Origin of the sequence: Pseudoroseicyclus aestuarii (assembly GCF_003217255.1) — a bacterium.
GTDB classification, from domain to species: Bacteria; Pseudomonadota; Alphaproteobacteria; order Rhodobacterales; family Rhodobacteraceae; genus Pseudoroseicyclus; species Pseudoroseicyclus aestuarii.
Genome location: NZ_QJTE01000005.1, coordinates 66171 through 89596, shown reverse-complemented (window position 1 = coordinate 89596; position 23426 = coordinate 66171). Strand labels below are relative to the sequence as shown.

At 67.7% G+C, this 23426-nt stretch carries 20 protein-coding genes; 8 read left to right on the top strand and 12 right to left on the bottom strand.

The features are described 5' to 3' along the window. Positions 1 to 241 precede the first annotated feature (241 nt). From DFP88_RS13965 to DFP88_RS13950, 5 genes are all read left to right on the top strand, one after another. Entirely contained in the window at positions 242 to 1180 is a 939-nt protein-coding gene (locus DFP88_RS13965; protein WP_181418657.1) for a glycosyltransferase, read from the top strand. A 103-nt stretch (positions 1181 to 1283) separates the two neighbouring features. Further along, the gene (locus DFP88_RS17090) at positions 1284 to 1442 is read left to right on the top strand and encodes a hypothetical protein (RefSeq protein ID WP_181418656.1); all 159 of its coding nucleotides are present in this window, start codon (positions 1284 to 1286) and stop codon (positions 1440 to 1442) included. Continuing rightward, entirely contained in the window at positions 1439 to 3277 is a 1839-nt protein-coding gene (locus DFP88_RS13960) for an acyltransferase family protein (RefSeq protein ID WP_181418655.1), read from the top strand. Before DFP88_RS17090 ends, DFP88_RS13960 begins: the two co-directional genes overlap by 4 nt. Before the next feature lie 97 nt (positions 3278 to 3374). Continuing rightward, the gene (locus DFP88_RS13955) at positions 3375 to 4934 is read left to right on the top strand and encodes a lipopolysaccharide biosynthesis protein (protein WP_110815327.1); all 1560 of its coding nucleotides are present in this window, start codon (positions 3375 to 3377) and stop codon (positions 4932 to 4934) included. Between the two features lie 4 nt (positions 4935 to 4938). Continuing rightward, positions 4939 to 6078 (top strand): glycosyltransferase, encoded by a 1140-nt coding sequence (locus DFP88_RS13950; protein ID WP_110815326.1) that lies wholly within the window; start codon positions 4939 to 4941, stop codon positions 6076 to 6078. A gap of 10 nt (positions 6079 to 6088) precedes the next feature. Here the strand turns inward: DFP88_RS13950 and DFP88_RS13945 are convergent, their stop codons facing one another. Further along, a complete protein-coding gene (locus DFP88_RS13945) occupies positions 6089 to 7147 on the bottom strand; it encodes a polysaccharide pyruvyl transferase family protein (protein ID WP_181418654.1) in 1059 nt (352 codons plus the stop codon). A 173-nt stretch (positions 7148 to 7320) separates the two neighbouring features. On the opposite strand from DFP88_RS13945, the gene DFP88_RS13940 reads away from it, so the two are divergent. Further along, the gene (locus DFP88_RS13940) at positions 7321 to 7950 is read left to right on the top strand and encodes a hypothetical protein (protein ID WP_146227512.1); all 630 of its coding nucleotides are present in this window, start codon (positions 7321 to 7323) and stop codon (positions 7948 to 7950) included. Here the strand turns inward: DFP88_RS13940 and DFP88_RS13935 are convergent. From DFP88_RS13935 to DFP88_RS13910, 6 genes are all read right to left on the bottom strand, one after another. Further along, a complete protein-coding gene (locus DFP88_RS13935; protein ID WP_110815323.1) occupies positions 7947 to 10259 on the bottom strand; it encodes a hypothetical protein in 2313 nt (770 codons plus the stop codon). The two genes, DFP88_RS13940 and DFP88_RS13935, sit on opposite strands and share 4 nt — an antisense overlap. A gap of 164 nt (positions 10260 to 10423) precedes the next feature. Further along, on the bottom strand, positions 10424 to 10687 hold the full coding sequence (locus tag DFP88_RS13930) for a spike base protein, RCAP_Rcc01079 family (protein WP_110815322.1): 264 nt from the start codon (positions 10685 to 10687) through the stop codon (positions 10424 to 10426). 96 nt (positions 10688 to 10783) lie between these two features. Continuing rightward, complete coding sequence (locus tag DFP88_RS13925; RefSeq protein WP_245904826.1) at positions 10784 to 11278, bottom strand: acyltransferase; 495 nt, start codon at positions 11276 to 11278, stop codon at positions 10784 to 10786. A gap of 69 nt (positions 11279 to 11347) precedes the next feature. Further along, complete coding sequence (locus tag DFP88_RS13920) at positions 11348 to 12565, bottom strand: right-handed parallel beta-helix repeat-containing protein (protein ID WP_181418653.1); 1218 nt, start codon at positions 12563 to 12565, stop codon at positions 11348 to 11350. An 80-nt stretch (positions 12566 to 12645) separates the two neighbouring features. Continuing rightward, positions 12646 to 13539, bottom strand: coding sequence for a glycosyltransferase family 2 protein (locus DFP88_RS13915; protein ID WP_110815319.1), 894 nt, complete (start codon positions 13537 to 13539; stop codon positions 12646 to 12648). Next, positions 13536 to 14903 carry an O-antigen ligase family protein gene (locus DFP88_RS13910; RefSeq protein WP_146227511.1) on the bottom strand — a complete coding sequence of 456 codons (1368 nt, stop codon included), beginning with the start codon at positions 14901 to 14903 and terminating at the stop codon, positions 13536 to 13538. The genes DFP88_RS13915 and DFP88_RS13910 overlap by 4 nt, the downstream gene beginning before the upstream one ends. Positions 14904 to 15094: 191 nt before the next feature. Here DFP88_RS13910 and DFP88_RS13905 point away from each other — a divergent pair, with 191 nt between their 5' ends. Further along, entirely contained in the window at positions 15095 to 16156 is a 1062-nt protein-coding gene (locus tag DFP88_RS13905) for an acyltransferase family protein (RefSeq protein ID WP_110815317.1), read from the top strand. A gap of 15 nt (positions 16157 to 16171) precedes the next feature. Here DFP88_RS13905 and DFP88_RS13900 read toward each other — a convergent pair whose 3' ends face one another. The 3 genes from DFP88_RS13900 to DFP88_RS13890 all read right to left on the bottom strand — a co-directional run bounded on the left by DFP88_RS13900 (position 16172) and on the right by DFP88_RS13890 (position 19870). After that, positions 16172 to 17176, bottom strand: coding sequence for a glycosyltransferase family 2 protein (locus DFP88_RS13900; protein WP_110815316.1), 1005 nt, complete (start codon positions 17174 to 17176; stop codon positions 16172 to 16174). Positions 17177 to 17256: 80 nt separating this feature from the next. Beyond that, a complete protein-coding gene (locus DFP88_RS13895; RefSeq protein ID WP_110815315.1) occupies positions 17257 to 19101 on the bottom strand; it encodes a type I secretion system permease/ATPase in 1845 nt (614 codons plus the stop codon). Between the two features lie 202 nt (positions 19102 to 19303). Continuing rightward, positions 19304 to 19870 carry a VanZ family protein gene (locus DFP88_RS13890; RefSeq protein WP_110815314.1) on the bottom strand — a complete coding sequence of 189 codons (567 nt, stop codon included), beginning with the start codon at positions 19868 to 19870 and terminating at the stop codon, positions 19304 to 19306. Positions 19871 to 20072: 202 nt separating this feature from the next. On the opposite strand from DFP88_RS13890, the gene DFP88_RS13885 reads away from it, so the two are divergent. Next, complete coding sequence (locus DFP88_RS13885) at positions 20073 to 20984, top strand: glycosyltransferase family 2 protein (RefSeq protein WP_110815313.1); 912 nt, start codon at positions 20073 to 20075, stop codon at positions 20982 to 20984. Between the two features lie 22 nt (positions 20985 to 21006). Here the strand turns inward: DFP88_RS13885 and DFP88_RS13880 are convergent, their stop codons facing one another. Continuing rightward, positions 21007 to 21861 carry a CpsD/CapB family tyrosine-protein kinase gene (locus DFP88_RS13880; RefSeq protein ID WP_110815312.1) on the bottom strand — a complete coding sequence of 285 codons (855 nt, stop codon included), beginning with the start codon at positions 21859 to 21861 and terminating at the stop codon, positions 21007 to 21009. Positions 21862 to 21883: 22 nt separating this feature from the next. Continuing rightward, positions 21884 to 23425, bottom strand: coding sequence for a lipopolysaccharide biosynthesis protein (locus DFP88_RS13875; RefSeq protein WP_110815311.1), 1542 nt, complete (start codon positions 23423 to 23425; stop codon positions 21884 to 21886). Position 23426 lies beyond the last annotated feature (1 nt).

Below are 23426 nucleotides of genomic sequence, written 5' to 3'. Positions count from 1 at the left end.
GGCGCGCCCGGGGCGTTGTGCATGGCTTTTGCCAAGTTTCGAAAACTCCGCACTTTCCGCGAAGTAGAGGTTCTAACGTCGAAAATCTTCCCGATCCGTAAGAGCATCGGCGAATTGCTGCTTCTTCTTGAGATTGCCTGGCCGGCCCCGTAATCCTCTGGGCATACGGCTGCCGCAGAAAAGGCATATGCCGCCCCTTGCTCGGCCTCCGTGCCGGCCCGCTCCCGGACTCAGGAACGTTATGGCCACCCCCGCTCACGTCACCATCATCATCCCCTGCTACAATTCAGAAGCCTGGATCGGCCGGACCATCGCCTCGGCGCTCGAGCAGAGCTGGCCTGCCAAGGAGGTGATCGTCGTGGATGACGGTTCGACCGATGGCTCGGTCGCCGCGGCGCGTGCCTTCGAGGATCGCATCCGCCTGGTCACCGGCCCGAACCGCGGCGCCCCCCATGCCCGCAACCTCGGACTGCGCATGGCCACGGAGAGCGGCGCCGACTACGTCGTCTTCATGGATGCCGACGACTACTTCGAAGGCGACATGCTGAGCGGGGCGATGCGGGTCGCCACGCAGCAGTCTGCCGACATGGTGGTTTCGAACATCCACTTCGAATACGAGGATGGAAGCCGCGTTCCGCGCCCTCGCCACAGCGGCCGGATCACGCCCGAGGCGCTGTTCGAGGGATGGCTGAAGGATGACTTCATCAACCCCATCGCCGTGCTGTGGCGCACCTCCTTGGCGAATGCGATCGGCGGCTGGGACGAAAGCCTCGCGCGGACGCAGGACATGGACATCACCCTGCGGGCGATGTTCGAGCGGCCCGAGATCTACAAGAACGAGGAGGGCGCCGCGATCTACTGCAAGGTCAACCCCGCGGCGATCACCCGCGATCCGTCGCTGCGCACCGTCGAGAGCCGCCTTCAGGTCCTCGAGGGGTTGCTGAAGAGATCGCGCGGCACCTCCTTCGAAGTCTATGCCCCGTTGATGAGCCGCGGCCTGTATCATGTGGCCCGCAAGGCCTTTACCGGCGGCCATGACGCCGTCGGCCGCCGCGCGCTCGCGGCCGCGCGACGGGAAGGGTTCAGAGGCCATGCCGGATCGAAAGCCCATCGCCTCGCGGCAGGGGTGCTCGGACTCGAGACCAAGGAGCGCCTTGCCAGGGCAAGCCGGCGCGCCTGAGGCGCCATTCAGCTAATGATTGTTGAAATTATCTCTCTAGTTGTAGTAGCAGAAAGGTGAGATCCTAGGATCAAAGACTTCAAGATACCCGGAAGGAGCAGCCATGGCCGGTCATCCCGCCCTGCGCAGGGGGCCCGCCAGCACCAGAGCTTCCGGATACATCCTCGAGATCCAGGCGCTGCGCAGCGTCACCGCACTCCTGGTCGCCGTCTACCACATCTGGTTCAACCGCTCTCGGGCGGCGTCGACGCCTTCTTCGTGATCGCAGCCTTCTTCCTGACCACCTCCTTCGCGAAGCTGGAGACGCCGCAGCTGCGCGACGTGCTGCGATACTACGCCTCCACCGCGCGGCGCATCGTGCCCTGTGCCATGCTGGTGATCACGGGCACGATCCTTGCCGGCATGGTTTTCGCTCCCTCGATGCTCTGGCGCGAGACCATCTACAATGCCGCCGCCTCGACTCTCTTCATCGAGAACTGGTGGCTGGCCTGGACCGGCACCGACTACCTGCGGCAGGGGCTTTCGGTCTCGCCATTCCAGCAGATGTGGGCGCTGTCGCTGCAGGTGCAGTACTATCTGGTCCTGCCCCTGGTCTTATGGGCCATCGCGCGCCTGGCGCGCACCATGGGGTATCCGCAGCGAAAGGCCTGGACCCTGGCGCTTCTGGCAATCCTGGTCTGTTCGCTCGCATACAGCATCGTCATAACCGACCGAAACCAGCCATGGGCCTATTTCGACAGCTTCGCCAGGGGCTGGGAATACATGATCGGGGCGCTTCTGGCCCTGAACATCGACCGCATTCCCACGGCCAACAGGACGGTCCTGCGCATCCTCGGGTACCTGTGCCTGGTGGCTCTGGTCGGCTTCGCCGCCGTGATGCCGGTCTCGAAGCTGTTCCCCGGCTACGCGGCACTGGTCCCCGTCCTGGCCACGGCGGGGCTGATCGTGACCGCGCGCGCCGGCGCTGATATCGCGCCGCTCCGGATCAAGCCGCTCCTGGCGCTGGCCGATATCAGCTTCGCCTTCTACCTCTGGCACTGGCCCCTGCTGATCTACTGGCGGATGCAGACCGGATCCTTCGAGGTCGGTCTCGTGGCGGGGCTTGGCATCATCGCCCTGGCCGGAGTTCTGGCCTTCGTCTCGGTGCGCCTTTTCGAAACGCCGTTCCGACGCTGGAAGCTGCTGGCGCCCCGGCCCATCGTGGCTCTTCTCGCCAGTGCTCTTCTGATGACGCCGGCAGTCGCTGCGGTGGCGCAATGGCGGGCCGTCCTGGACAGGCAGGAGGCCACGGCGCGCCAGGCCCTCGCGGCGTTTCGCGCCGCGCCGGGACCGGTGCCCCAAGCCGCCGGGCCTCTGCCCGACCCGATCATCGCGCGCCAGGACATTCCGGTGGCTTACGGCGACGGCTGCCACCAGGGACTGACCCAGGACACTGTGCTGGAATGCATCTACGGGAAGGAGACTGGCCGGACCGAGGTGGCTCTGGTGGGCGGATCGCACTCGTTGCAATGGCTGCCTGCCCTGCAAAGCCTTGCCGGGCAGATGGATCTTCGGATCATAAACATGACCAAGAGCGGCTGCACCTTCACGGATGACGCTCTTGCGGATCCGACCCTCCTGTACCCCCGGATCTGCGACAGATGGAACGCCGCGGCCGCCCGGCGCATCATCGAGATCGACCCGGACCTGGTCATCACCATTGCGACCCGGGGGCGCGGCCCGGACGAGATCATCCCCGAGCAGTACCCGGCGATCTGGGACGACCTCACCGTGCAGGGCATCCCGATCCTCGCCCTGCGCGACAATCCCTGGTTTGGCTACGACGTGGTCGAATGCGTGGATCGGGCCGAGGCCCCGCAGGACTGCGATCGCGATCGCGATACGGTCCTGAACGAGGCGGATCCCGGAGGCGCGCTCTCCATGCCGCTCGTCACCTATGCCGATCTGAGCGACTTGTACTGCACCGCCACCACCTGTCCGGCGGTGGATCAGGGCCTGCTGGTCTACCGCGACACGCACCACCTGACCGCGAGCTACGTCCTTGCCCATGCCGATGCCCTGGCCGCACAGATCGACAGGGCTCTGAACGGCCGCTAGCCGCGGCAAGAGGGGGGTCTACTGCACGTTTGACTTTTCGCGACCCTTGCCCGAGGTACGATCTGGGGCGGGGACGATACGAGTTTAATTCCACATCATGATGTCAGACCCGCCTGCCCGGACCGACCGCGCCGCGCGCAACCTGCGTGCGCTCGATACCAGCCATCTCGAGGGGGGGCTCGGCGGCCGCACCGCCCGCGGCGGCATTATCGGCATTATTGCCAAACTGGCCGTGACCTTCATCCAGATCACGCAGGCCGGGATCATGGCGCGGCTTCTGGCGCCAGAGGATTTCGGCCTTATCGCGATGGCCGCGGTGGTCACGGGCTTCGTCAACATCTTCACCGAGCTCGGCCTGACCACCGCGACGGTCCAGCGCAAAACAATCGACCAGAACCTCGTCAGTGCGCTGTTCTTCATCAACCTCGGTCTTGGCGTTGTGATCATGCTGGTCGCCTGGGCCGCGGCGCCGGCGGCGGCCTGGTTCTATGGAGACCCGCGGGTGCTGGGCATCGTTCTGGCTCTGTCGGCGACGATCCCGCTGGTCGCGCTGTCGGCGCAGCACAAGGCGCTGCTAGACCGGCGAATGCGCTTTCGCGCCTCGCGCGGAAACCTGGTGGCGGGACAGGCGGCCTCGCTGGTCGTGGCGGTGGGCTTGGGGCTGAGCACCGATATCGGCTACTGGGCGCTGGTCGCAGGACTCTGGGCGCAGTACATGACGATCACGGTCCTGGCCTGGATCATGACAGACTGGCGGCCCAGTCGGGTCACCGATTGGGGCGGCGCGCGTGCGGCAGTAGGCTTCGGCGCCAACCTCACCCTCTTCACCTTTGCGAACTGGTTCAACCGAAACCTCGACAACGCGCTGATCGGCTGGCGTTGGGGGCCCGGAGAACTGGGCTTCTACACTCGGGCCTACCAGCTTCTGATGCTGCCGATCTCGCTGGTCTCAGGGCCGATCACCATCGCGGTGATCCCGGCCCTGTCGCGCCTGCAGGACCAGCCAGAGCGTTGGCGCGCGCGCCTGCTCGAGGCGATGAGTGCGGTCTTCTTCATCTCCTACGGTCTTGTCACCGTGATGGTGGCGACCTCGGACGCTCTCATCATGCTGGTCTACGGCCCCGATTGGGCCAAGTCCGCACAGATCTTCTTCATCCTGCTCTTCGCGATGTATGGCGCGACCGTCGCCAATCCGACGGGCTGGATCTACATCACCCGTGGCCAGACCCGGCGCATGGCGCAATGGGGCTTCATCCGGTTGCCGATCTCTCTGGTGGCCTTCCTGATCGGCCTGCCCTACGGCGCGATCGGTGTGGCAACGGGTTTCGCCGTAGCCAGCCTTGTCTCGGTTCTGCCCTGCCTGCTTTACGCGACCAAGGGCAGCCCCGTCTCCACCAGGTCCATCCTGCATATCGCGGCCGGTCCCGCCCTTGTCAGCCTCGTGGCGGCGATGATCGCCCGGGCCCTCGGCGATCCGACCAGCGCCAGCAACGAGATCGAGGCGCTGTGGCGCATCGTGCTCGGCGGCGGGCTGTCGATCCTGCTCTACGGGCTGGGCTGCGTCCTCATACTGCTTGTGGATTCGAGGCAGCGTGAATTCCACCAGCGCTCGATCGGCTTCATCAAGACACGCCTCCAGCGTCTCCAAAAGAGGTAGGCCCATGACCCTCGCCATCGCTGCCGAAAGCTTCACCGGTCCCTCCATCACCTTCATCCGCGACCACGTCCGCCACGTTGCCCCAGGCCGCACCATCCTGCTCTCGCGCGCCCGGGAGGACCTGTCGGATATGGGGTGCCAGGCCCTGACCGGCCTTCTGCCGCCACCGCGCGGCAGCCTCGAAGCGCGGACGCGCCGGTTAGGCAGAATGCTTCGCCGCAAATTCACCGGGGTCTCGCCGGTCTCTCTGCCGGCGCGGCGCAGCGCCGAGGCAGCAGGCTTTCTGCGAGAGCATGGCGCCCAGGCCCTGTTGACCGAGTATCTGACCGAGGGCGTCCGTTTCATGGATGCGGCTGACCGGGCCGGGGTCCCGCTCTACGCCCATGCCCATGGCTTCGATGCCACCACCCTGGCACAGGATCCGATCTGGCGGCAGGCCTATGACCGGCTATTCGAGCAGGCCGCAGGCATTCTCGCGCCATCGCAATACCTTGCACAGAGGGTCGCCGACCTGGGATGCCCGGCAGACAAGATCACGGTCAGCCCCTGCGGCATCGATCCGGGCAGCTTCTCCCGAACGCGCCGGCATACCGGCAAAATTGTCACCGTGGGTCGCTTCGTCGAGAAGAAAGGCCCGCAACATAGCATCGCGGCCTTCGCGCGTGCCGCTGCCGCCCATCCGGAGGCATGGCTGGACATGATCGGGGACGGCCCGCTTCTCGAGTCCTGCCAGGCGCTCGCCCATGAGCTGGGGGTGGCGGACCGCATCACCTTCCACGGGGCGCAGCCGAGCACGGCGGTAAGCAAGGTGATCGGGGAAGCCAGCCTGTTCATGCAGCATTCCGTGATCGCCAAGAACGGCGATACCGAAGGGCTTCCCGTCGCGATCCTCGAGGCCATGGCCTCTGCGCTGCCGGTCGTGGCCACCCGTCACAGCGGCATTCCAGAGGCTGTGATCCATGGCGAAACCGGCCTGCTTGTCGACGAAGGGGATGTGGGCGCGATGGCGGAGGCGATCCGCGCGCTCCTCGGCGATCCCGAACGCGCCCGGACCATGGGAGAGGCGGGGCTGGAGAGAGTCCAGGCCCGCTTCACCCATGGTCATACCCGCGACCGCATCCTCACCGCGACAGGACTGGCTTAGCTCCCCTCCGTCAGCTGGATCTGAACTGGGACAGAAACCTCTGGATCGGCTCAGGATCGACGGAAAGGCCCGTGGCGAAACCGGTGTCGATACGCGACTCCAGGTCCCTGGGCACGTCGGCTCGGGTCACCACCGGCAGACCCGTCTCCGCGCCGATGTCGCGCGCCCTGTTGTCGATCGCGATCACGAGAATCCGGCGACCGTGCGAGAGGCCGCGAATGCAGCCATGCAGCCTGGTACCGATGACGTCACAGCGCGTCTCCGCGAGCGCGGCATCGTAGGCATGCAGCGAAGGGCCGATGATCTCGATCCCCTCGGTCGGACCCAGACTTTCGAGATAGGTCATATCGCGCGGCTGCTGCGGCCAGAACCGCAGCCGCTTGTAGCGTGCCCGAAGGATTTCGATGAAGCGGGCGTCAATCGGGTCAGGCTTGTGCGCCGTCAGGGTGAACACCACGGTGTCGGAAGAGGTCTGCGGCACCTCGGGGGGCGCCGACGCATAGCGCCACAGGGTCGGGCAGCTGGTGTTGATGCCCTCGCGCCCCACCGCCTTGAGCAGTTTCAGCCCTGTTTCGTCCCGAACGGAATGCAGGTGATCACGGGAAAGCAATTTCTGCAGCAGATCGCGCTGTTCCGGATCGACTTGATCGAAATCGCGGTTTGCCCCGACTCCGAACAGGACGACCTTGCCCGCCAGCAGATCGACGTCTTGTGGCGCCACGTGCCAGATGAAGGTGCCGCCCATCTGCCGACGCGGAGACAGGGCATTGGTCCCGATCAGCAGGGCGAGGGTCGCACTGCGCACAAGCTGCCGGCTTGACGCGCCCAGACCGTCGTGACCTGCGGAACTGGACAGGTATGCCATGGGAAAGAGGCTGTCGATGTGGCGGCGTGCTTCGTCGCCGATGATCTCGTCGCCAACGTTGTCGGACGCGGTCGCAGTATCGATGAGATGGACGTGGTGGAACTTGCCCACATCCGGTGGCGGACCGGCGTGCGACACGTCAGACCTGGTGGACCTCCACGCCTGTAGCGACACGGCCCTGCGGACCCGGGATTTCAAGCTCATGGTCGTCGTCTTTCTACTTGGCAAATGCATGGCCGGTCAATTAACCCTTAAAAAGGCACAACGTGCTTTGCCACAACACATTGATTAGCCACCTGCATATTTTGAGCGTCAAGACAGAAGCCTTGGATCCAGACGCGCCAGAAGTAGAATACCTGCACGGGGTCAAGACCAAGATGCTACAAGCTTTTGCAATCGCGCTACTTGCTCTCACCGCAACCTCCGCCACCGCGGCCACGGTCAGGTTCGAATACAACCCCGGCCCGATGAAGGACTTCGTCACCGACGAGACGGTCTACAGCAGCACCATCGAGCGGCAGGGGAACTTCTTTCTTCAGGTCGACCTCGACACCCTGCCGGGAGGGCTGAACGACCGCCAGATCGTGGCCAATGGCAGCGCCGTGCAGATCAAGGCGGGCGGCGATCTGCTGCTGTCGCAATCCGTGCCGGCGACGAACGCGGCCAGCAATGCCGTGCGATACCGCATGCCCACCAGCTACGTCTCCTTCATCCTGGGCTTCGACGCCGACGGCATGGTTGCCGACTGGGACATCTTCGAGGATTGGGGCACGACCGAGCTGCGGATGGCGACATGGGGCAGCGACGAATTCGCCGAGGGTTCGCTGGACGGGCACTTCTACCTCGCCGAGGGGCCCGGGACCTGGACCCGGTCGGTCGTGTCCGTCGCCTCGGTGCCGCTGCCCGCCAGCCTGCCGTTACTGGCCGCCGCTCTGGCCTTGGGCGGCGCGGCGGCCAGCCTGCAACGCCGGAGCAGAGGTAAAGACACCGGGACGCGGCGCCCCTAGGGCGCCGTCGCCGTAAACTCGGGCATCCACTGCCCGTCCTGCACCTGGCCCATCACGGGCATTCCGAGCCCCAGCACATCGCCGTCCCAGCTTTCATAGAGCATTCCGGCGATGACCGCGGCCTCCTGGCTCGCATCGGTCGGATCCCTGCGCTGCTCACCATTGGCCAGATAGCGCACCCTGACTCCCGGCGGCCAGGCGCCCTCGTCCTTCGTCAGGGCCACGGCATTACCCGATATCGCGGCCGTGAAGCCGGTAGAGCTCCAGCCTGTCCCCTCGCTCACCTCCCAGTTGCGCAGGGGGCCGGGCGCGGTGAGGTGGCCACCATTCGGCAGGGCGACGGAAACCGTGAGGGTCTCTTCGTCACGCGCGGCCCCGGTGAAATGAGGGTGCTGCGGCACCCCGGGCAGGGACAGCGCCCCTGCGACGGCAATGGCCTGCCGCTGGCCGAAGATGCGGTTCGGGTTCTGGCCGTTTCCGTCATAGCTGCTGCTTTGATGCGTGCCGTCGCCGCCGATGTGGAAATCGGCGACCGGCGGGCCGACCGTTACGACGGGATCGGTATGGGCATAGGCGATCTGCTCCATCCGCACCGCCTCATGTCCTCCTGTAGACTGCCGAGAAGCCGGGGAAAGCGCAAAGCCGTATCCGGGCCGCAGGGCCGCATCGAGGGAATGGTCGCTCTGGGCGGCATAGCCGCCGGTCCCGTGGATCAGCGCCTCGAGCGTTTCTGCCGCATCGTTCTGGCTGTCGCGCCATCCCTGCGTCGCCCAGTTCATCACCACGACAGAGACGTCATTGCCCACGTGATCCAGCTTCTCCTGCAGGATCGCCCAGTCCCGCCCGCTGTCGCCGTCATCCATCAGCTGGTCCGGCCCGGTGCCGTTGATCGCGGCATCGATCACCATGATCGGGGTCGCCGGATCGAAGACCCGCAGCTGGTCGAGGAAGGCGCCCAACCCGTCGCGCGGCCAGGCCCCCAGCATCTCGACCTGCATCTGCGGCGCATTCCCGGTCGGAACATCTGTCGTCACGTAGGAGGCCGTGCCGCGACTGACCGGTGCAAGGCCAAGAGCGGAGGATTCGAGGTAGATCGAGGTCTGCGACTGGCCCAGCTGCATGATCTTGTACCCCACGCCCCAACGGCTGCGCATGTCCACGACATCCTCGGGATCGTCGGTGGTGCGGACCTGCGCCGCGACCCAGCCACCCGAGGATTTCGGCACCGTGACGCTGCCGGACCAGCCGTCGCCGACAGGCCCCAGCGCGGTCCAGTCTAGGACCACCTCCCCGGTCGCCTGATCGAAGACCCGCACCTCAACCGTGCCGCTGCGTCCTTTCGCGGTGCCCGAAAAGCGTACCGACCGCGCCGTCTCGCCCGGCGCCAGGCCGAAGACCATGCCGTCATCCAGAATATCCGGCAGCAGCCAGCGGTCCCTGTCCTGCCGGAGAAAGTCGCTGCCCGGCCGCAGTCCGGCCCCGCCCCAGGGGCTCATCGGCAGGGTCCTGTCCGCCGTCGCCCAGTCGGGCGCGGCGAGGCTTGCCTCAGTGCCGTCGAAGGCGCGGAACCAGCGCAGCGTCTCAACCGGCAGCACCGCCGCCGGATCGGTGCCGAGCGCAATGGCCCGCCAGTCCTCTTCGGGGATCGCCCCGTCTACATAGCCCACCATTGCGACCTCGCCGGGCCAGGCGGTGCCGGTTCCGGCCTCGGCCGTATCGGCCCCTACGTAGATCTCGTAGCCGGTCGGATCGGACGGAACCGGCTGAGACTGGTAGATGGTGCCGTCGCCCTCGCCTGCGTGGCGCGCCCCGTCCTGCAGGGAATACCAATCGACATAGGCGCGGCGCCCCTCGCGGCGAAAGACCACCAGCGCGGCATCCTCGGTCAAGGGCGCGCTTTCGGGCTGGATGCCGGATGTCGCGAGCTGGCCGCGGAAGCGGCGGCGCTTATCGCTAAGGCCCATTGCGCCGCCGTAGAAGCGCAGGAAGCTTTCCTGCCCCGGCTTCGCGATACCATCCACGATGCGATACTCTTCATTGCGATAGCTGGATTCGGGCGGGATGCGCACCACCGCGAACAGCGCACCGTCGCCATCCCACATGCGGAACCACCCGTCCTGCGCAGGCTGGCGCAGAACCAGCGCGGTTTCGACACCGGCCAGGGCGTTGTCCTGCGGAAAGGCCAGGGATCCGGTCGCGGTGTCGGGATCCACCACTCCGCCGGAGCCAATCGTGCCGCCCGGTGCGGGCGCAGGCGCCCCTGCGGTCTGCGCCAAAGCGCCCTGACCCAGCATGAGTGAGATCAGCATGACGACTATCCTTTGCAGCAAGGCCCGGGACCCGCGGGGCGGGACATCTCGTGCCGCCGGGTGGCCTTGGGAAAGCGGGGAGGACGGATATGACATCATGGCTCCTTTCCTTGGGCGACCATCCTGCCGCCCGTATCGAAGTCGCCGATCCGTCCGGGGACAGGTTACAGCAGGCCGCGAAGTCCGGTCGCGGTCGTACCGCTCGCGCGGACTCGTCGGACTCTGAGGGGAAATGGCACGCCGGCGGCGATGAAGACATCCCCCGTCTCACCGCTGGCGGTCACGACCGAAACCCAGCCCGATTCCCCGACACAAAGCGCCCGGGGGATGCGAGGCAGATCGGTGTCGTCGTCGGGCACGACGATCTCGAGGCTCGAGGCGGGGCCGTGAAGGCTGGTGGCGTGATTGCGGAAGGGATCCTGCGGCATCGGCATACTCTCTGCATAGCCTGGGTGACCGGCAGAAACTTAGGCTGGAGGTGCGAAGCAGGTCTGAAGCCTGCGCGCGCTGCCGTCAGAGGTCCTTCATGCCTCCGCGGCCATGTCCCTTTCCTTGGCAGATCCCGTGGCACCGTCGTCCTGCCCGGCCTGCTCCGCGGCCCAGGCCGGATCGATCCGCCCGTAGGTCAGCAGCCGAACGTTGCTCCTGATGACACGCGCAGGATTGCCCGCGACGATGCTGTTGTCCGGCACCGACTTGGTCACGACCGAGCCAGCGCCGACGATGCATTGGTTGCCGATCCGGATGCCCGGCAGAACGAGAGAGCGCCCGCCGATGAAGCAGTTTTCCCCGATATGGGTATGCGGCTTGACGTTGCGTGTCATGTCGTGCGCCAGGATGCGCGCGTCGAAGGCGACATAGCTGTAGCGCCCGACGTGGATCCCCTGCGGATGTGTCTTGTCGAAATGGGCCGAGAGAGACATCTCGACAGTCGGGTCGATGTCCATCTTCCAGACCCGGCGCAGGTAGCTCCGCTTGATCCCGACCAGGACCAAGCGAAGTTTTCGTAGCTTGTTCATGCTCTTTATCATGGCGCTCTCTTAAAATCCTGCAGCCGGGGTCGATCCTGCCGCACTCTCGATACGATGTCAGCGGCTCTGGTAGGCGCCCAGATCCGGTGCCGCAGCCTGCGGCCTTGCCGTGCCCTCGATGTCGGTCTCGGGGGCGGCGTCGGGGTCTGCCGCGCCGATGAACGCGCTGCCTTCGCGCAGCCGGTAGTCGCCGCCCAGCGGGTCACGGAACTCCCGCAGGGTATCGACCACCACGCCGTTGCTGCGTTGCGCTCCGGGAATATCGCGGTAGGCCATGGCGAGGTTGTTCAGAACGCGATTTCCGGCACCCTCTGCGGGATTGACCCTGATCCAGGGCCTTTCGTGGGACAGTCCGCCCGGGAAGAGAACGGTGTTGTTGACGATCTCGACGCCCTCGGCATTTTGGGCCGTGATCCCATGCCAGGCGCTGACCACGATCAGGTTGTTGCGGATGGTGAAGTCCCGGTAGGGCCCGTCGAAGAGGCCGATCCCCTGCAGCACGCAGCGCAGCGGGTGATCCTCGGGGCCGGTCCATTCGAAGATGGTGTTCGCCTCCAGCACGATGCCGGTGACCGGGGTGCCTGACGGCGCATCCTTCGGGGCCCAGGACTGGAAGCCGTCGTCGTGGTTGTCGCTGACCTTCACGCAATCTCGCGCCAGGTTCTGCGCGAAGACGGATCCGTCGCCCAGGCCGCGCATTGCATCGCCGCCGAAGCCGGTGATTGTATTGCCGCGAACCTCGGCACGCGGCCCGAGCGTGGTGATGCCGAAGCTGATGCCGGTGATCCGGCTGCCGACGACCGCATTGTCCGGACCTTCCAGCCTGACGGCCTGCGCGTTCCAGTTTCGCGTCCAGTCCTCGCGCGTCCAGTCCAGATAGGCCTCGGGCGCGTTCGGCGCCCCGCGGATGTCCAGATCCTCGAAGCGGATCTGCGAGGCGTTCGACTGGGTCGTAACTAGACGCCGGCGCCGGCCCTCCTCGAGCGGCCAGACATTCAGGCCGCGGATCACGAGGTTGTGGCTGTTTGCAACGGAGACCTGGGTGACATGGGCCCCGTTCTCGCTGCGGGGCATGATCGTGACCGCGGTGTCGAAATCGGCGCCCCCGATCCCCAGGGCTCCGTACTCGCCGTTCATCAGCAGGATGCGATCGCCGCCCTGCGCCTGGTTCAGCGCCTCTCCGACCGAGGGCCAGGGGGCAACGGCACTGCCGTCGGGTGCGGCGGCGGGTGACGCATCGGGTGGCGCGACCAGAAGATCGCGCGCCAATGCCACGCCGGGCAGGAGGCCCCCGAGCAGAACAAGAGCAAGAGCATGACGAAAGGACATTGCAGACCCTCGTGGACTAAGGGGGCTCAGCCGAACAGGGCCCGGCTACGCAGGTAAAGAGCGTTGAGCACGTAGCGCGGATTGGCCGGCCTTTCACGCAGGGCAGCCGCGGCATGACGCGCCGCCGGCGCGAACTCGCCGAAGGCGCGATGCGCGCCGGCAAGGCGGTGATGATGATGCGCCAGGACACCCGGGTAGCCCGCCAGGAGATCGCGGTGCTTGGCCAGCACATGGGCCTGTGCCTCCAGGCGCCTGCGGCTCGAACGGGTGATGGAATTGCCCGACATGCGCTGCACCACCAGATCTTCGTCGACGAAGGCAACGGGGCCGGCCTGTGCCACGCGCAGCATCAGCTCCCAGTCCACGAGGGCCGGCAGGGCCTCGTCGAAGCCGCCGACCGCGTCGAAGACGTCGCGGCGCACGACCAGCATCTGGGTCGAGATATAGCTCTGCCGGGTCAGGCTGGGCAGAATGTCGCCCTCGAGCGGAGAAAGGGCAGGATCGGGATAGCGCTTCTGCACCGGCGTCTCGGGGCGGGCGTCGTCCTTGACCTGCATGCCGCAGTAGGCGGCAACGAAATCGCTGTCCTCGAGGCGCGCCATCTGCCGGCTGAGCTTGCCGGGCAGCCAGATATCGTCGCTGTCCTGAAAGGCGATCCAGGGCGCACGGGCTAGGGCGACGCCGCAATTTCGTGCCCCGGAGGCGCCCTGCGGGCCCGTGTTGGAGAGGATCTTCAGCCGCGGGTCCTCGATGCCGCGCAGCACCTCGAGCGTGCGGTCGGCCGAGCGGTCGTCGACGGCGATCACCTCGAGTTCGGAAAAATCCTGATCCAGGACGCTCTGCACCGCCTCGCGCACCGTCTCTTCGCGGTCGTGGCAGGGTATGATGACGCTGACGCGGGGCAGGGATGCAAATGTCATGCCCGGCCTCCCTCATCGCGACGTCGCATGACGGACCGCGCGCCGGCCGCAGGCCCCCGCTGCCTTTGCGGCGCGAACCGGCTGTAGGGCGAGCCGCCCGCCGGCGGGGCCGTGCCATCGGGCTCCGGCCCCTGCTGCGGGCCGCTCTGGTCGTAGGCATACATCCAGGAACCGGCCCCCAGGTAGAACATGACGAAGATCGAGACATTGCCCCAGATATGCACCGTGACCATGGTGAAGGCGGTCCCCGCCAGGGCGGCGGCATGGCCCACCCGCAGGGCCTGGACCTCCGGATCGGCGATCTTCGCCTGGCCCAGCGTCCAGAGGTGAAAGACGAATGCCGCGATCAGGAAGCCGACACCGACCATGCCGTAGCGCATGGAGGTCAGAAGCCAGAAGTTGTCGACCGAGGAGGTGACCCATCCCGGCCGCGGCCAGTCGTTGAAGCCGATGCCGAAGAACGGGCTGCCGCGCACGGCCGCCCAGCCCGCATCGAAGATCGCGATCCTGACCCAGCCGCTCATGGGGTTGAAGGTCAGGCTCTCGATGATGATCGTCACCGGCGTCCGGTTCGAGAGAAGATCCACCGTGACGTAGCCGACCACCATGAGGATCAGCAGCAACCTCCAGCGTCCGCGCATGATCCAGCCCCAGCTCAGCATGCCGAGCTGTAGCGCACAGGCCAGAAGCGGCGCCGAGGACAAGGCCAGCATCGTGGTGTAGAGCGAGAACCCGATCGCCACGACGATGAGAACCGGGTTCTTGCGCACCGCCATCACGAAGTTCGACAGCGTCAGAGAGCAGAACAGCCCCCAGAGGATCGGGTGATCGAACACGACGTAGACCCGCTCCAGCCCCATACGACCATAGGCGCTGTCGCCCCTCGAAGGCGTATCGAAGATCGGCCGCAGCAAATCCGGGATAACCAGCGTGCCGGTGAAGTTCTCGTAGATGGCGACAGGCAGGAGACAGATGATGGCGATCAGCATGAAACCGAGCACATACCGGTAGTCTTGCGCGTTGCGGATCATGACCCGCCCTACGAAATAGCCTCCCACGAGTTCGACGGCCGTGATGCCGGCGAAGGGGATCCGCGAGGTGCCATGCACCATGATCAGCGCGAGGAAGATCCAGATGCCATGCAGCAGGAAAAACTTGTCGGTCCAGGTGAAACGGCCCACCCGGCCCGAGACGATCTGCGCAGCGAAGGGAATGATCGACACGAGCAGGAAAAGCCGCGTCGGCGAAAGGCGCAGGCCGCCCAGCTCCATCGAGATCGGCATAATGATCGTCAGCAGGAACAGCAAAAGAGCCCCGCGAGCCGGGCTCTCGACCACTCCGGCACGACGGAGGCCTGGCTGCATCTGATCTATGGACGCCAAAACGCGCCTCCTGACTGTGTCGTCCGTTCCCGATCGGGATCAGCCTAGGCACGAGATTACCACCTCACATCTTAAAGGGATTTGCCTACTACAACAAGGACGGCGCTGGTCGCCGGAAGCCTTGGCCGCTACAGTCGGTCGACTTCCCCTTTTCCCGGCGCGGACTGACAAAGATGATGGTTCTTGGGCATGTCGCGACCGGACGCGACAACAACCTCAACCTGATCCGAATGGTCGCGGCGACGGCGGTCATGGTCTCCCATGCGGTGCCCATCGCCCTCGGAGAGGGCGCGCCGGAGCCGCTGGCCGACTGGCTGGGGCTGACCCTGGGCAGCGTGGCGGTCTTCATCTTCTTCGCGATCTCGGGCTATCTTATCACCGCGAGCTTCAACCGGTCCTCCAGCCGGACGAGCTTCGTTCTGGCGCGTCTCCTGCGGCTGCTTCCGGGGCTTCTGGTCAATCTTCTTCTGGTTGCCTTCGTCCTTGGCCCCCTGGTCACGACCCTGCCGGTCGCCACCTACCTGGGCCTGCCCGATCCCTATCTCTTCGTGCTGCGGGACATGGCGCTGGTGCCGCTGCAATACACGCTGCCCGGCGTCTTCGAGACGCAGCCCTACCCGGCGGTCGTGGGGTCCATCTGGACCCTCCGCCACGAGGTTGCCTGCTATGCCGGCGTCTTTTTCGCCGGTCTCATGGGGGCCTGGCGCGGCCCGCGCGCTGCGGCCTTGGCCCTGTCTCTCTATGTGCTGGGGTGGCTGGTCCTCACGCTGGGCAATCTCAGCCTACCCCAGCCCTTCGGCCGCCTGCCGCGGCTGGCCATGCCCTTCGCGATCGGCGTGGCCTTCTACATCTGGCGGGACCGGATCCCGCTGTCGCTCTGGGGCGTAGCGCTGACCGCGGGCCTTGCCTGGCTGGCCGCGGGCAGCATCCTCTATCTTCCCGCCCTCAGCTTGGCGATCACCTACATCACCTTCTGGCTCGGCTATGTTCCGGGTGGCGCGATCCGCGCCTACAACAGGCTGGGAGATTACTCCTACGGCATGTACATCTATGCCTTCCCGCTTCAGGGCTGGGCCGTCTGGGCCTTTGGCGACCAGACGCCGCTGCAGAACCTGCTTTACTCCCTGCCGCCGACCCTGATCCTGGCCGTCCTCTCCTGGCACCTCGTCGAAAAGCCCGCGATGGAGGTCAAGGGACGGCTGCTGCGCCGCCCGCCGGACCGGCGCCTCGCCTGATCGCGAAGGGCTGCCTCAGGCCTGATAGCCCGCCAGCCAGTCAGCCCTGGCAGACCAGATACCGGACCATTTCTCGTAGGTCTCGCCGTGCCGCCGGGGTGCACCCAGTGCCATGAGGCGCGCCGCGCCCAGGCGCAGCGCACACCAGAGCCACATCAGCCCCAGTCCCAGCGGCACCAGCGCCGAGGGCCAGTGATCACGGATCAGCGTCGCGCGCCCCTTGGCGACTCGCTTCATCTTGTCGGTCCGCTTCGAGGAGGCGCCGACGAGGTGCATGATCTGCGCCTCGGGCGTGATCATCGGGCGGTAGCCCAGCTTGCCCGCGCGCAGGCAGAGATCGGCCTCTTCTGCATACATGAAGTACTTGAGGTTGAAGCCACCCAGCTCCTCCCAGAGGCTGCGGCGGATCATCAGAAAGCAGCCCACCACGATATCGACCTCGCGCACCGTGTCGCGGTCCCAGCCGCCGATATACTCGGGGTTGAACAGCGTCGTGTTGCGAAAGACCGAGGCCAGCCCGGTGGCCACGCAGAAGGCCGACCAGGGGGTGATCCGGTCGAGGCAGGAGAGCTTGTTCAGCGAGCCGTCGGGAAAGACCGTGCGCCCGCCGGTGATCCCGGCCTGCGGGTTCTCCTTCGAAAAGGCCAGAAGCGCGTCGATCGCGCCCTCGTGCACCTCGGTATCGGGGTTGAGCAGCAGCAGCCATTCGGTCTGCGCCTGCGCGGCGACGACGTTGTTGGCCTTGGCGAAGCCGAGGTTGTCCTCAGAGGCGATCAACTCGACCTGGGGAAAGCGCTCTGCCACCGCCTCGGCCGAGCCGTCGCTCGAGGCATTGTCGAGCAGGACGCAGCGGAACCGCGTGGTATGGGTCCTGGCATAGAGCGTCTCGAGGCAGGCCAGGGTCAGCGCCCGGGTGTTGTAGCTGACCACGATCACGGTCAGCTCGGGCTCCGCCGGCGCGACACCCGGTGCGGCCTTCTGTGCGGCGGGGTGGTCCCGCCCGCTCTCGTTCGCCTGCATGCCTGTCTCCGTCACCCTGCCTGTGCTGCCGCGGCCAGACTAGCGCTGCGCCGCGGCATCGCAAGGTGCAGGCGGTGGCCCTAGCGCCGCGAGGCGGCGGGGCGGTCCTGCCGCGATCGGGCGGTGACGACAAGCCCCCCGGGGTGGTTTGCCACCTGGTTCGCGGCCGGGGCGGTGGCGCCGACGCGCCGCTCGAGCGGCAGGCGCAGCGGCACGGGGCGGGTGCGGGTGACGCTCGGCCGCACGGCGCCGCTGGCTGCCAGCACCTCGTCCTTGTCGCCGATTTGCGCCACGCGGCCCGCCTCGAGCAGCAGCAGCTTGTTGAGCGCGGCCAGCGCGCTGGGGCGATGAGCGATGGCGATCACCACCGATCCCGCCGCGCGCAGAGCCCGGATCGCCCGCGTCAGCGCCTCTTCGCCCTCGGCGTCGAGGTTGGAATTGGGCTCGTCCAGGATCACCAGGCGCGGCATGCCGTAAAGCGCGCGGGCCAGGCCCAGGCGCTGGAGCTGCCCGCCCGAGAGCGGCATGCCCGCCGCGCCGCCGATCTGCGTGGCATAGCCCTGCGGCAGCTGCAGGATCATCTCGTGGATGCCGGCCAGGCGGGCCGCGGCGATCACCGCCTCGTCGGTGGCATCCTCCTGCAGGCGGGCGATGGTGTCGCGGATCGTGCCGGGCAGGATCTCGACGCTCTGCGACAGGTAGCCGATCTCGCGGCCGATCCGCGCCGGGTCCCATTGCGACAGCGTGGCGCCGTCGATCCGCACCTCGCCGGTATCGGCCTGCCAGGCGCCGGCCAGCACCCGCGCGAGGGTGGACTTGCCGCTGCCGGACTTGCCGATCACTCCCAGACCGTCACCGGGATGCAGGGTGACATCGATGCCCTCCAGCAGGCGCGGCCGGTCGGGGCCGCGGCTGCCGGGGGCGAATTTCGTCACGCCGGTCACGGTGATCTCGCCGGTCGGATCGGGCAGGGCGACAGGCTCGGGCGCGGCGGGCAGCGTGGCGAAGAGGCGGCGCAGCCGGCGATGCGCCTGCAGCGCCCGGTCGAGGCTGCGCCATTGCCCGATCACCTGGTCCACCGGCGCCAGCGCCCGGCCCGAAAGGATCGAGGCGGCGATGATCATCCCGCCCGAGATCTGGCCCTGCAGCACCAGGTAGGCGCCCAGCGTCAGGATCGCCGATTGCAGCAGCATCCGCACCGAGCGGCTCATCGCGGCCAGCGTCTCGGAGGCTTCGGCGCCGCGTTGCGCCGCGGCCAGGCTGGCCGAATGCATCCGCAGCCAGACCCGGTCGACCACCCCCGTCATGCCCATCGCCGTAATGGTCTCGGCCGCCCGCCGGCTGCCTTCGGTGAAGGCGCGCTCCTCGGCCTCGAGATCGCCGCTCTCGGCGATCGAGGGGCCGGTGACGAGGCGGTTGATCAGCGCGATCGCCCCCGTCACGCCGGCCCCGGCCAGCGTCAGCCAGCCGAGCCAGGGGTGCAGCATGAACAGCACGCCCAGGAACAGCGGCACGAAGGGCAGGTCGATCAGCGCCACCAGGGCGGGGCTGCCGATGGTGCCGCGCAGGGTCTTGAGATCCTGCAGCGGCTGCGCCTTGCCGGCGCTCTCGGGCAGGCCCGAGGCCAGGAACTGGTCGAAAGCGGCGCCGCCGAGCGCGCCGTCGAGGTGCAGCGCCGCGCGCGACAGCAGCCGCCGGCGCAGCACGTCGTAAAGGCACAGAAAGGCATAGAGCACGACCACGATGGCAAAGAGCCCGAGCAGCGTCGGGACCGAGCCGCTGGTCAGCACCCTGTCGTAGACCTGCAGCATGTAGATCGAGCCGGTCAGCATCAGCAGGTTGACGAGGGCGCTGAAGCTCAGCGCGGCCCCGAGGGGCGGACGCAGGCGGGCCATGGCGACGCGGTAGGGATCGGTCTTCGGCATGATCGGCAGGACCTCCGGGCGGGACGGCACATCTGTGCGGCTGCCATAGCACGCCCCCCGGCGGGCGCTTCAATGACGGCTCCGTGCCGTTTTCAAGGCGGTCAGCCAGAGTTCGCCGCATCCGCGCCGGCGCTGAGTGGCCCTCCGCCGAGAGCCGCGCTAGGGCCTTGCATGCCAGCTCTGAACCCGCGATGCGCCCGGGTCAGCCGCGCCGGCGCAGCCAGGCCCGGCCGGCGGCATGACCCAGCACCACCCCCAGCAGGTTGAGGATGATGTCGTCGACGTCGAACTGCCGGTAGGCGCAGTCGTAAAGCCCGAAGACCCCGGTCAGCTGCGAGATCTCGACCGCCAGCGTCAGCCCCAGCCCGAAAAGGGCGGCGCCGCGCGCCCGGGCGATCAGCGGCGCCAGCGCAAGGCCGATCAGCGCGCAGAGCAGCAGGTTCATCAGCGCCGGGAAGACGTCGAGATCGCCCAGCCAGGCCGCCGGCGGCGCCCCGGCGCGCCAGAGCGCGGCGATCTCCTGCCCGAGCCGGACCAGAGGCACCAGACGCGGCGGCATCCCGCCCTGGCTGCAGTCCAGCTGCCCGGGGGCGGGAAAGGGATAATGCGTCAGCGCCAGGAAGAAGGCGGTCGAAAGCACCGCCGGCGCGGCGCGCAGGGCGGCACGGGCCCCGCGCAGCGCCGCCCAGAGCGCCAGCACAGCCGCCGCCGCCACAAGCGCGTAGAGCAGGCAGGCCGCGGCGAAGGCGAGGAGCTCGGGAAGGCTCATTCGGCCGGCCGGGCCTTGGGGCGGTCTTCGACATGGTCCTGCATCGTGCCCTCTCCTTCGGTCTCGCGGCGGCAGGGATAACCCGTTTCGCCCCCGCGCGCATCCCGCCCCCGCACCTCGGGGGCCTTGCATTTCCGGGCCGGGCAGGGCTCTGTGCCGCGAACCCCGCCCGCCGCGCCCCTGTCCCATCCGGGTGACGATCATGCCCTCCGATCTTCCTTCCAGCACCCAGACGGCACCGCCGCAGGCGGCCGTGGTGATCCCCCATTACAACGACACCGAGCGGCTGGACCGCTGCCTGGGGGCGCTGGCGCCGCAGGTCGAGGGTCAGCCGGTCGAGGTGCTGGTGGTCGACAACGGCTCCACCCAGGATCTCGCGCCGCTGATCGCGGCCTATCCCTTCGCCCGCTTCGTGACCGAGCCCAGCAAGGGCGCCGCCCCGGCGCGCAACCGCGGCGTCGCCGAAAGCACCGCGCCCTGGCTGTTCTTTCTCGATGCCGATTGCGTGCCCGCGGCGGACTGGCTGCGCACCGCGCTGGCGATCGGCGGGGTGGAGGGGATCCTTGGCGGGCAGGTCACGCTCTTCGACGAGACGCCCGCCCCGCGCAGCGGCGCCGAGGCCTTCGAGACGGTCTTCGGCTTTCCGCAGCAGGACTACGTCGAGCGCAAGGGCTTCTCGGTGACCGCCAACCTCTTGACCACCCGCAGTGTCTTCGAGGCGGTCGGCCCCTTCGACGGCACCCTGGCCGAGGATATCGACTGGTGCCGCCGCGCCGGGCGCGCCGGCTACCCGATTGCCTATCGTCCCGAGCTGGAGGTCGCGCATCCGACGCGCAGCGACTGGCCGGCGCTGCGCAAGAAATGGCGCCGCATCGCCCACGAGGGCTACATCTTCCACGGCACCGCACCGGGGCAGCGGCTGAGCTGGGCGCTGCGCGGGCTGGCGATGCCGCTCAGCGCGCTGGTGCATCTGCCAAGGGTGCTGACCTCGCCGAGGCTGGCCTCTTCGGCCGAACGCCGGGCCGGGGCCTGGATCCTACTGCGGCTGAGGCTCCTGCGGATGGGCTGGATGCTGTCCCAAGCCGCGGGCTTCCGGTCCGGCCGGGGCCGCTAGGCGGCCCCGCGCCGCGGGCCGATCAGCTGTAGCCGTAGTACTTGTCGGATTTCTCGAGGTAGCGGCACTTGTTCAGCACCACGCCCAGCACATTGGTCTGCGCCGCGAGATCGCGCTCGCAGGTGTCGATCTCCTTGATCGAGGTCGACTCGGCGGCGGCCACGAGGATCACGCAATCGACCGCGCTGGCGAAGGCCATGGCATCGTCGTTCGCCAGGAGGGGCGGCAGGTCGAAGAGCATGACCGTCGGCTGGTAGCGGGCCTCGATCTCGTCGATCCGGCGGCGCGCGCCGCTGCTCTGCATCAGCTCGGCCGGGTTGCGGGCGGCTTCCACGTTGCTGGCGAGGATCAGGTTCTCGCCGTAGCGCAGGGCGTTGTCCTCGAAGGCGGCCTCGCCCTGCAGCACCCGGGCGAAGCTGTGCCGCGCCTCGAGCCCGAGGATGCGCCCCAGCGCCGGGCGGCGCAGGTCGAGATCGGCGATCAGCGTGCGCTGCTCGCCCTGGCGCGCCAGGCTGAAGCCAAGGTTCGCGGCAAGCGTGCTCTTGCCGCAGCCCGGCCCCGGCGAGGTGATCGCCACCCGGCGCCAGCCATTGGCGGCGAACTGCTGCAGCAGGCGGGTGCGCATGACGTCGAATTCCGCCGCCCCGTGGCCGCCCTTGTAGGCGGTGACGCGGTTCGCCTCGAGAACCGCCGGCTTCGGCCGGTACTCGGGCAGGGCGGTCCAGAGCCCCTCATGCGCCGCGGTCGCGGCACCGGAGGGCTCGGGATCGCCGCCGGGCAGGTAAGGCGCCTTGTCCAGCGGCTTGGCGGTCTCACGCGGGGTGGCCGCGTCGCGGCTGGCGCGGGCCTTGGCGATGGCGGACTGGATCTTTTCCATTCTAGGGGCTCCTTGCCGCCGATCAGGTCAGGCGATCGATCACGCGCCCGAGCATCAGGTCGAGCGGCGCGATAGTGCTATGAACCCACCACAGCAGGCCGGGCAAGGCCAGCACCACCAGGAAGGCACCGAAGATGATCGCGCGGCGGCGCCGGGCCTCCTGCGCGGTGCGGATATAGGGCAACGTGCCGAAGGGCGCGATGCCGAGCCGGGCGGTCAGATCCGCCGGCCGCCGGATCGCCCCGTTCAGAAGCTCGATCAGGACGATCACGCCGATCCCCAGGGCCAGGCCGCCGCCGACGCCGGCCGCCGCGATCAGCGGCCGGTCCGGGCTCTCGGGGGCGGCCGGGGGCGTCGCCGGCTCGACCACCGAGATGCGCTGCCCCTTCGAGAGCGCCTCGATGGTATCGCCGGTCTCGGCCCGGGCGCGGTTCTGCACCGCCTGGTTGTAGCGCGCCTGCACCGCGTCGTAGCTGCGCTGGAGCGTCTGCAGCCGGATCGCATTGGCCGGCGTCTGCTCGATCGAGGCGCGCAGCGCCTCGAGCGTGGCGCTGATCTGGTCCTTCTGCTCGTCGATGAACTCGAGCTGGCCGTCGATATCCGCGAGCTGCACCTGATAGGCGCTCAGGCCCGGATCGACCGCCTCCTCCGTCTGCGTGCCCTCATCGGCCGAGGAGACCCGCGCCTCGAGCGCGGCGATCCGCGACTCCATCTGCCGGATGCGCGGGTGCTGCGGCGAGAGCACGGCCAGCGCCGCGGCCATCTCGTCGCGCAGGCCCTGCAGCTGCCGCTCCTCGGCGGACATCTGCGAGGGATCGGCAGGGGCGACGCGGCCGGTATCCTCGTAAAGCTCGACCAGCCGCTGGCGCCGATCGCGCAGGGTGGCCTCGTCCCGCTCGAGCTGGACCAGCCGCTCCTGCGCCGCCGATTGCTGGCTGCGCCGGAAGTTGAGGCTGTCGGGAAGGGCGTTCAGGTTCTCTTCCTGGAAGGCGAGGATCTCGGCGCCGCGCTGCGACAGCTCCTCGTCGAGCCGCTCGACCTCGCCGGAGAAGAACTCCAGCGTCTGGCCGGTGGTGCTGGTGCGCAGGGCCACGTTCTCCTGCAGGATCATGGTCACCAGTTCGTTGACCACCTCCGAGGAGAGCCGCGCGGAGGGCGCGCTGAAGCTGACGGTGACGATCGTGGCCGAATTCCGCCCGCCCCCGGTATCGATGTCGATCCGCTGGCGCAGGTCGCGCACGATCTCGTCGGCGGTCATCTGGCTGCGGTCAGCCCCGGGCCCCGCCTGGTAGACGCCCAGACGGTTAGACAGGTCGATCAGCTCGTCGCGCGCCAGGATGCGCTGCTGGATGATCTGCAGCGCCTCGGTGGCCTCGGTGGTGACGGTGGATTCCGCCAGGTCCGAGGGGATCTGCTCGCTCTCGACGATCAGGGTCGAACGGGCGGTGTAGCTGGGCGGCAGCACCGCGGCCAGGGTCACCCCCGCGGCCGTTCCCATGAAGAGGAACAGCAGGAACCAGGGAAGGCGGCGCAGGAACAGCTGCAGGTAGAACTTGATATCCATG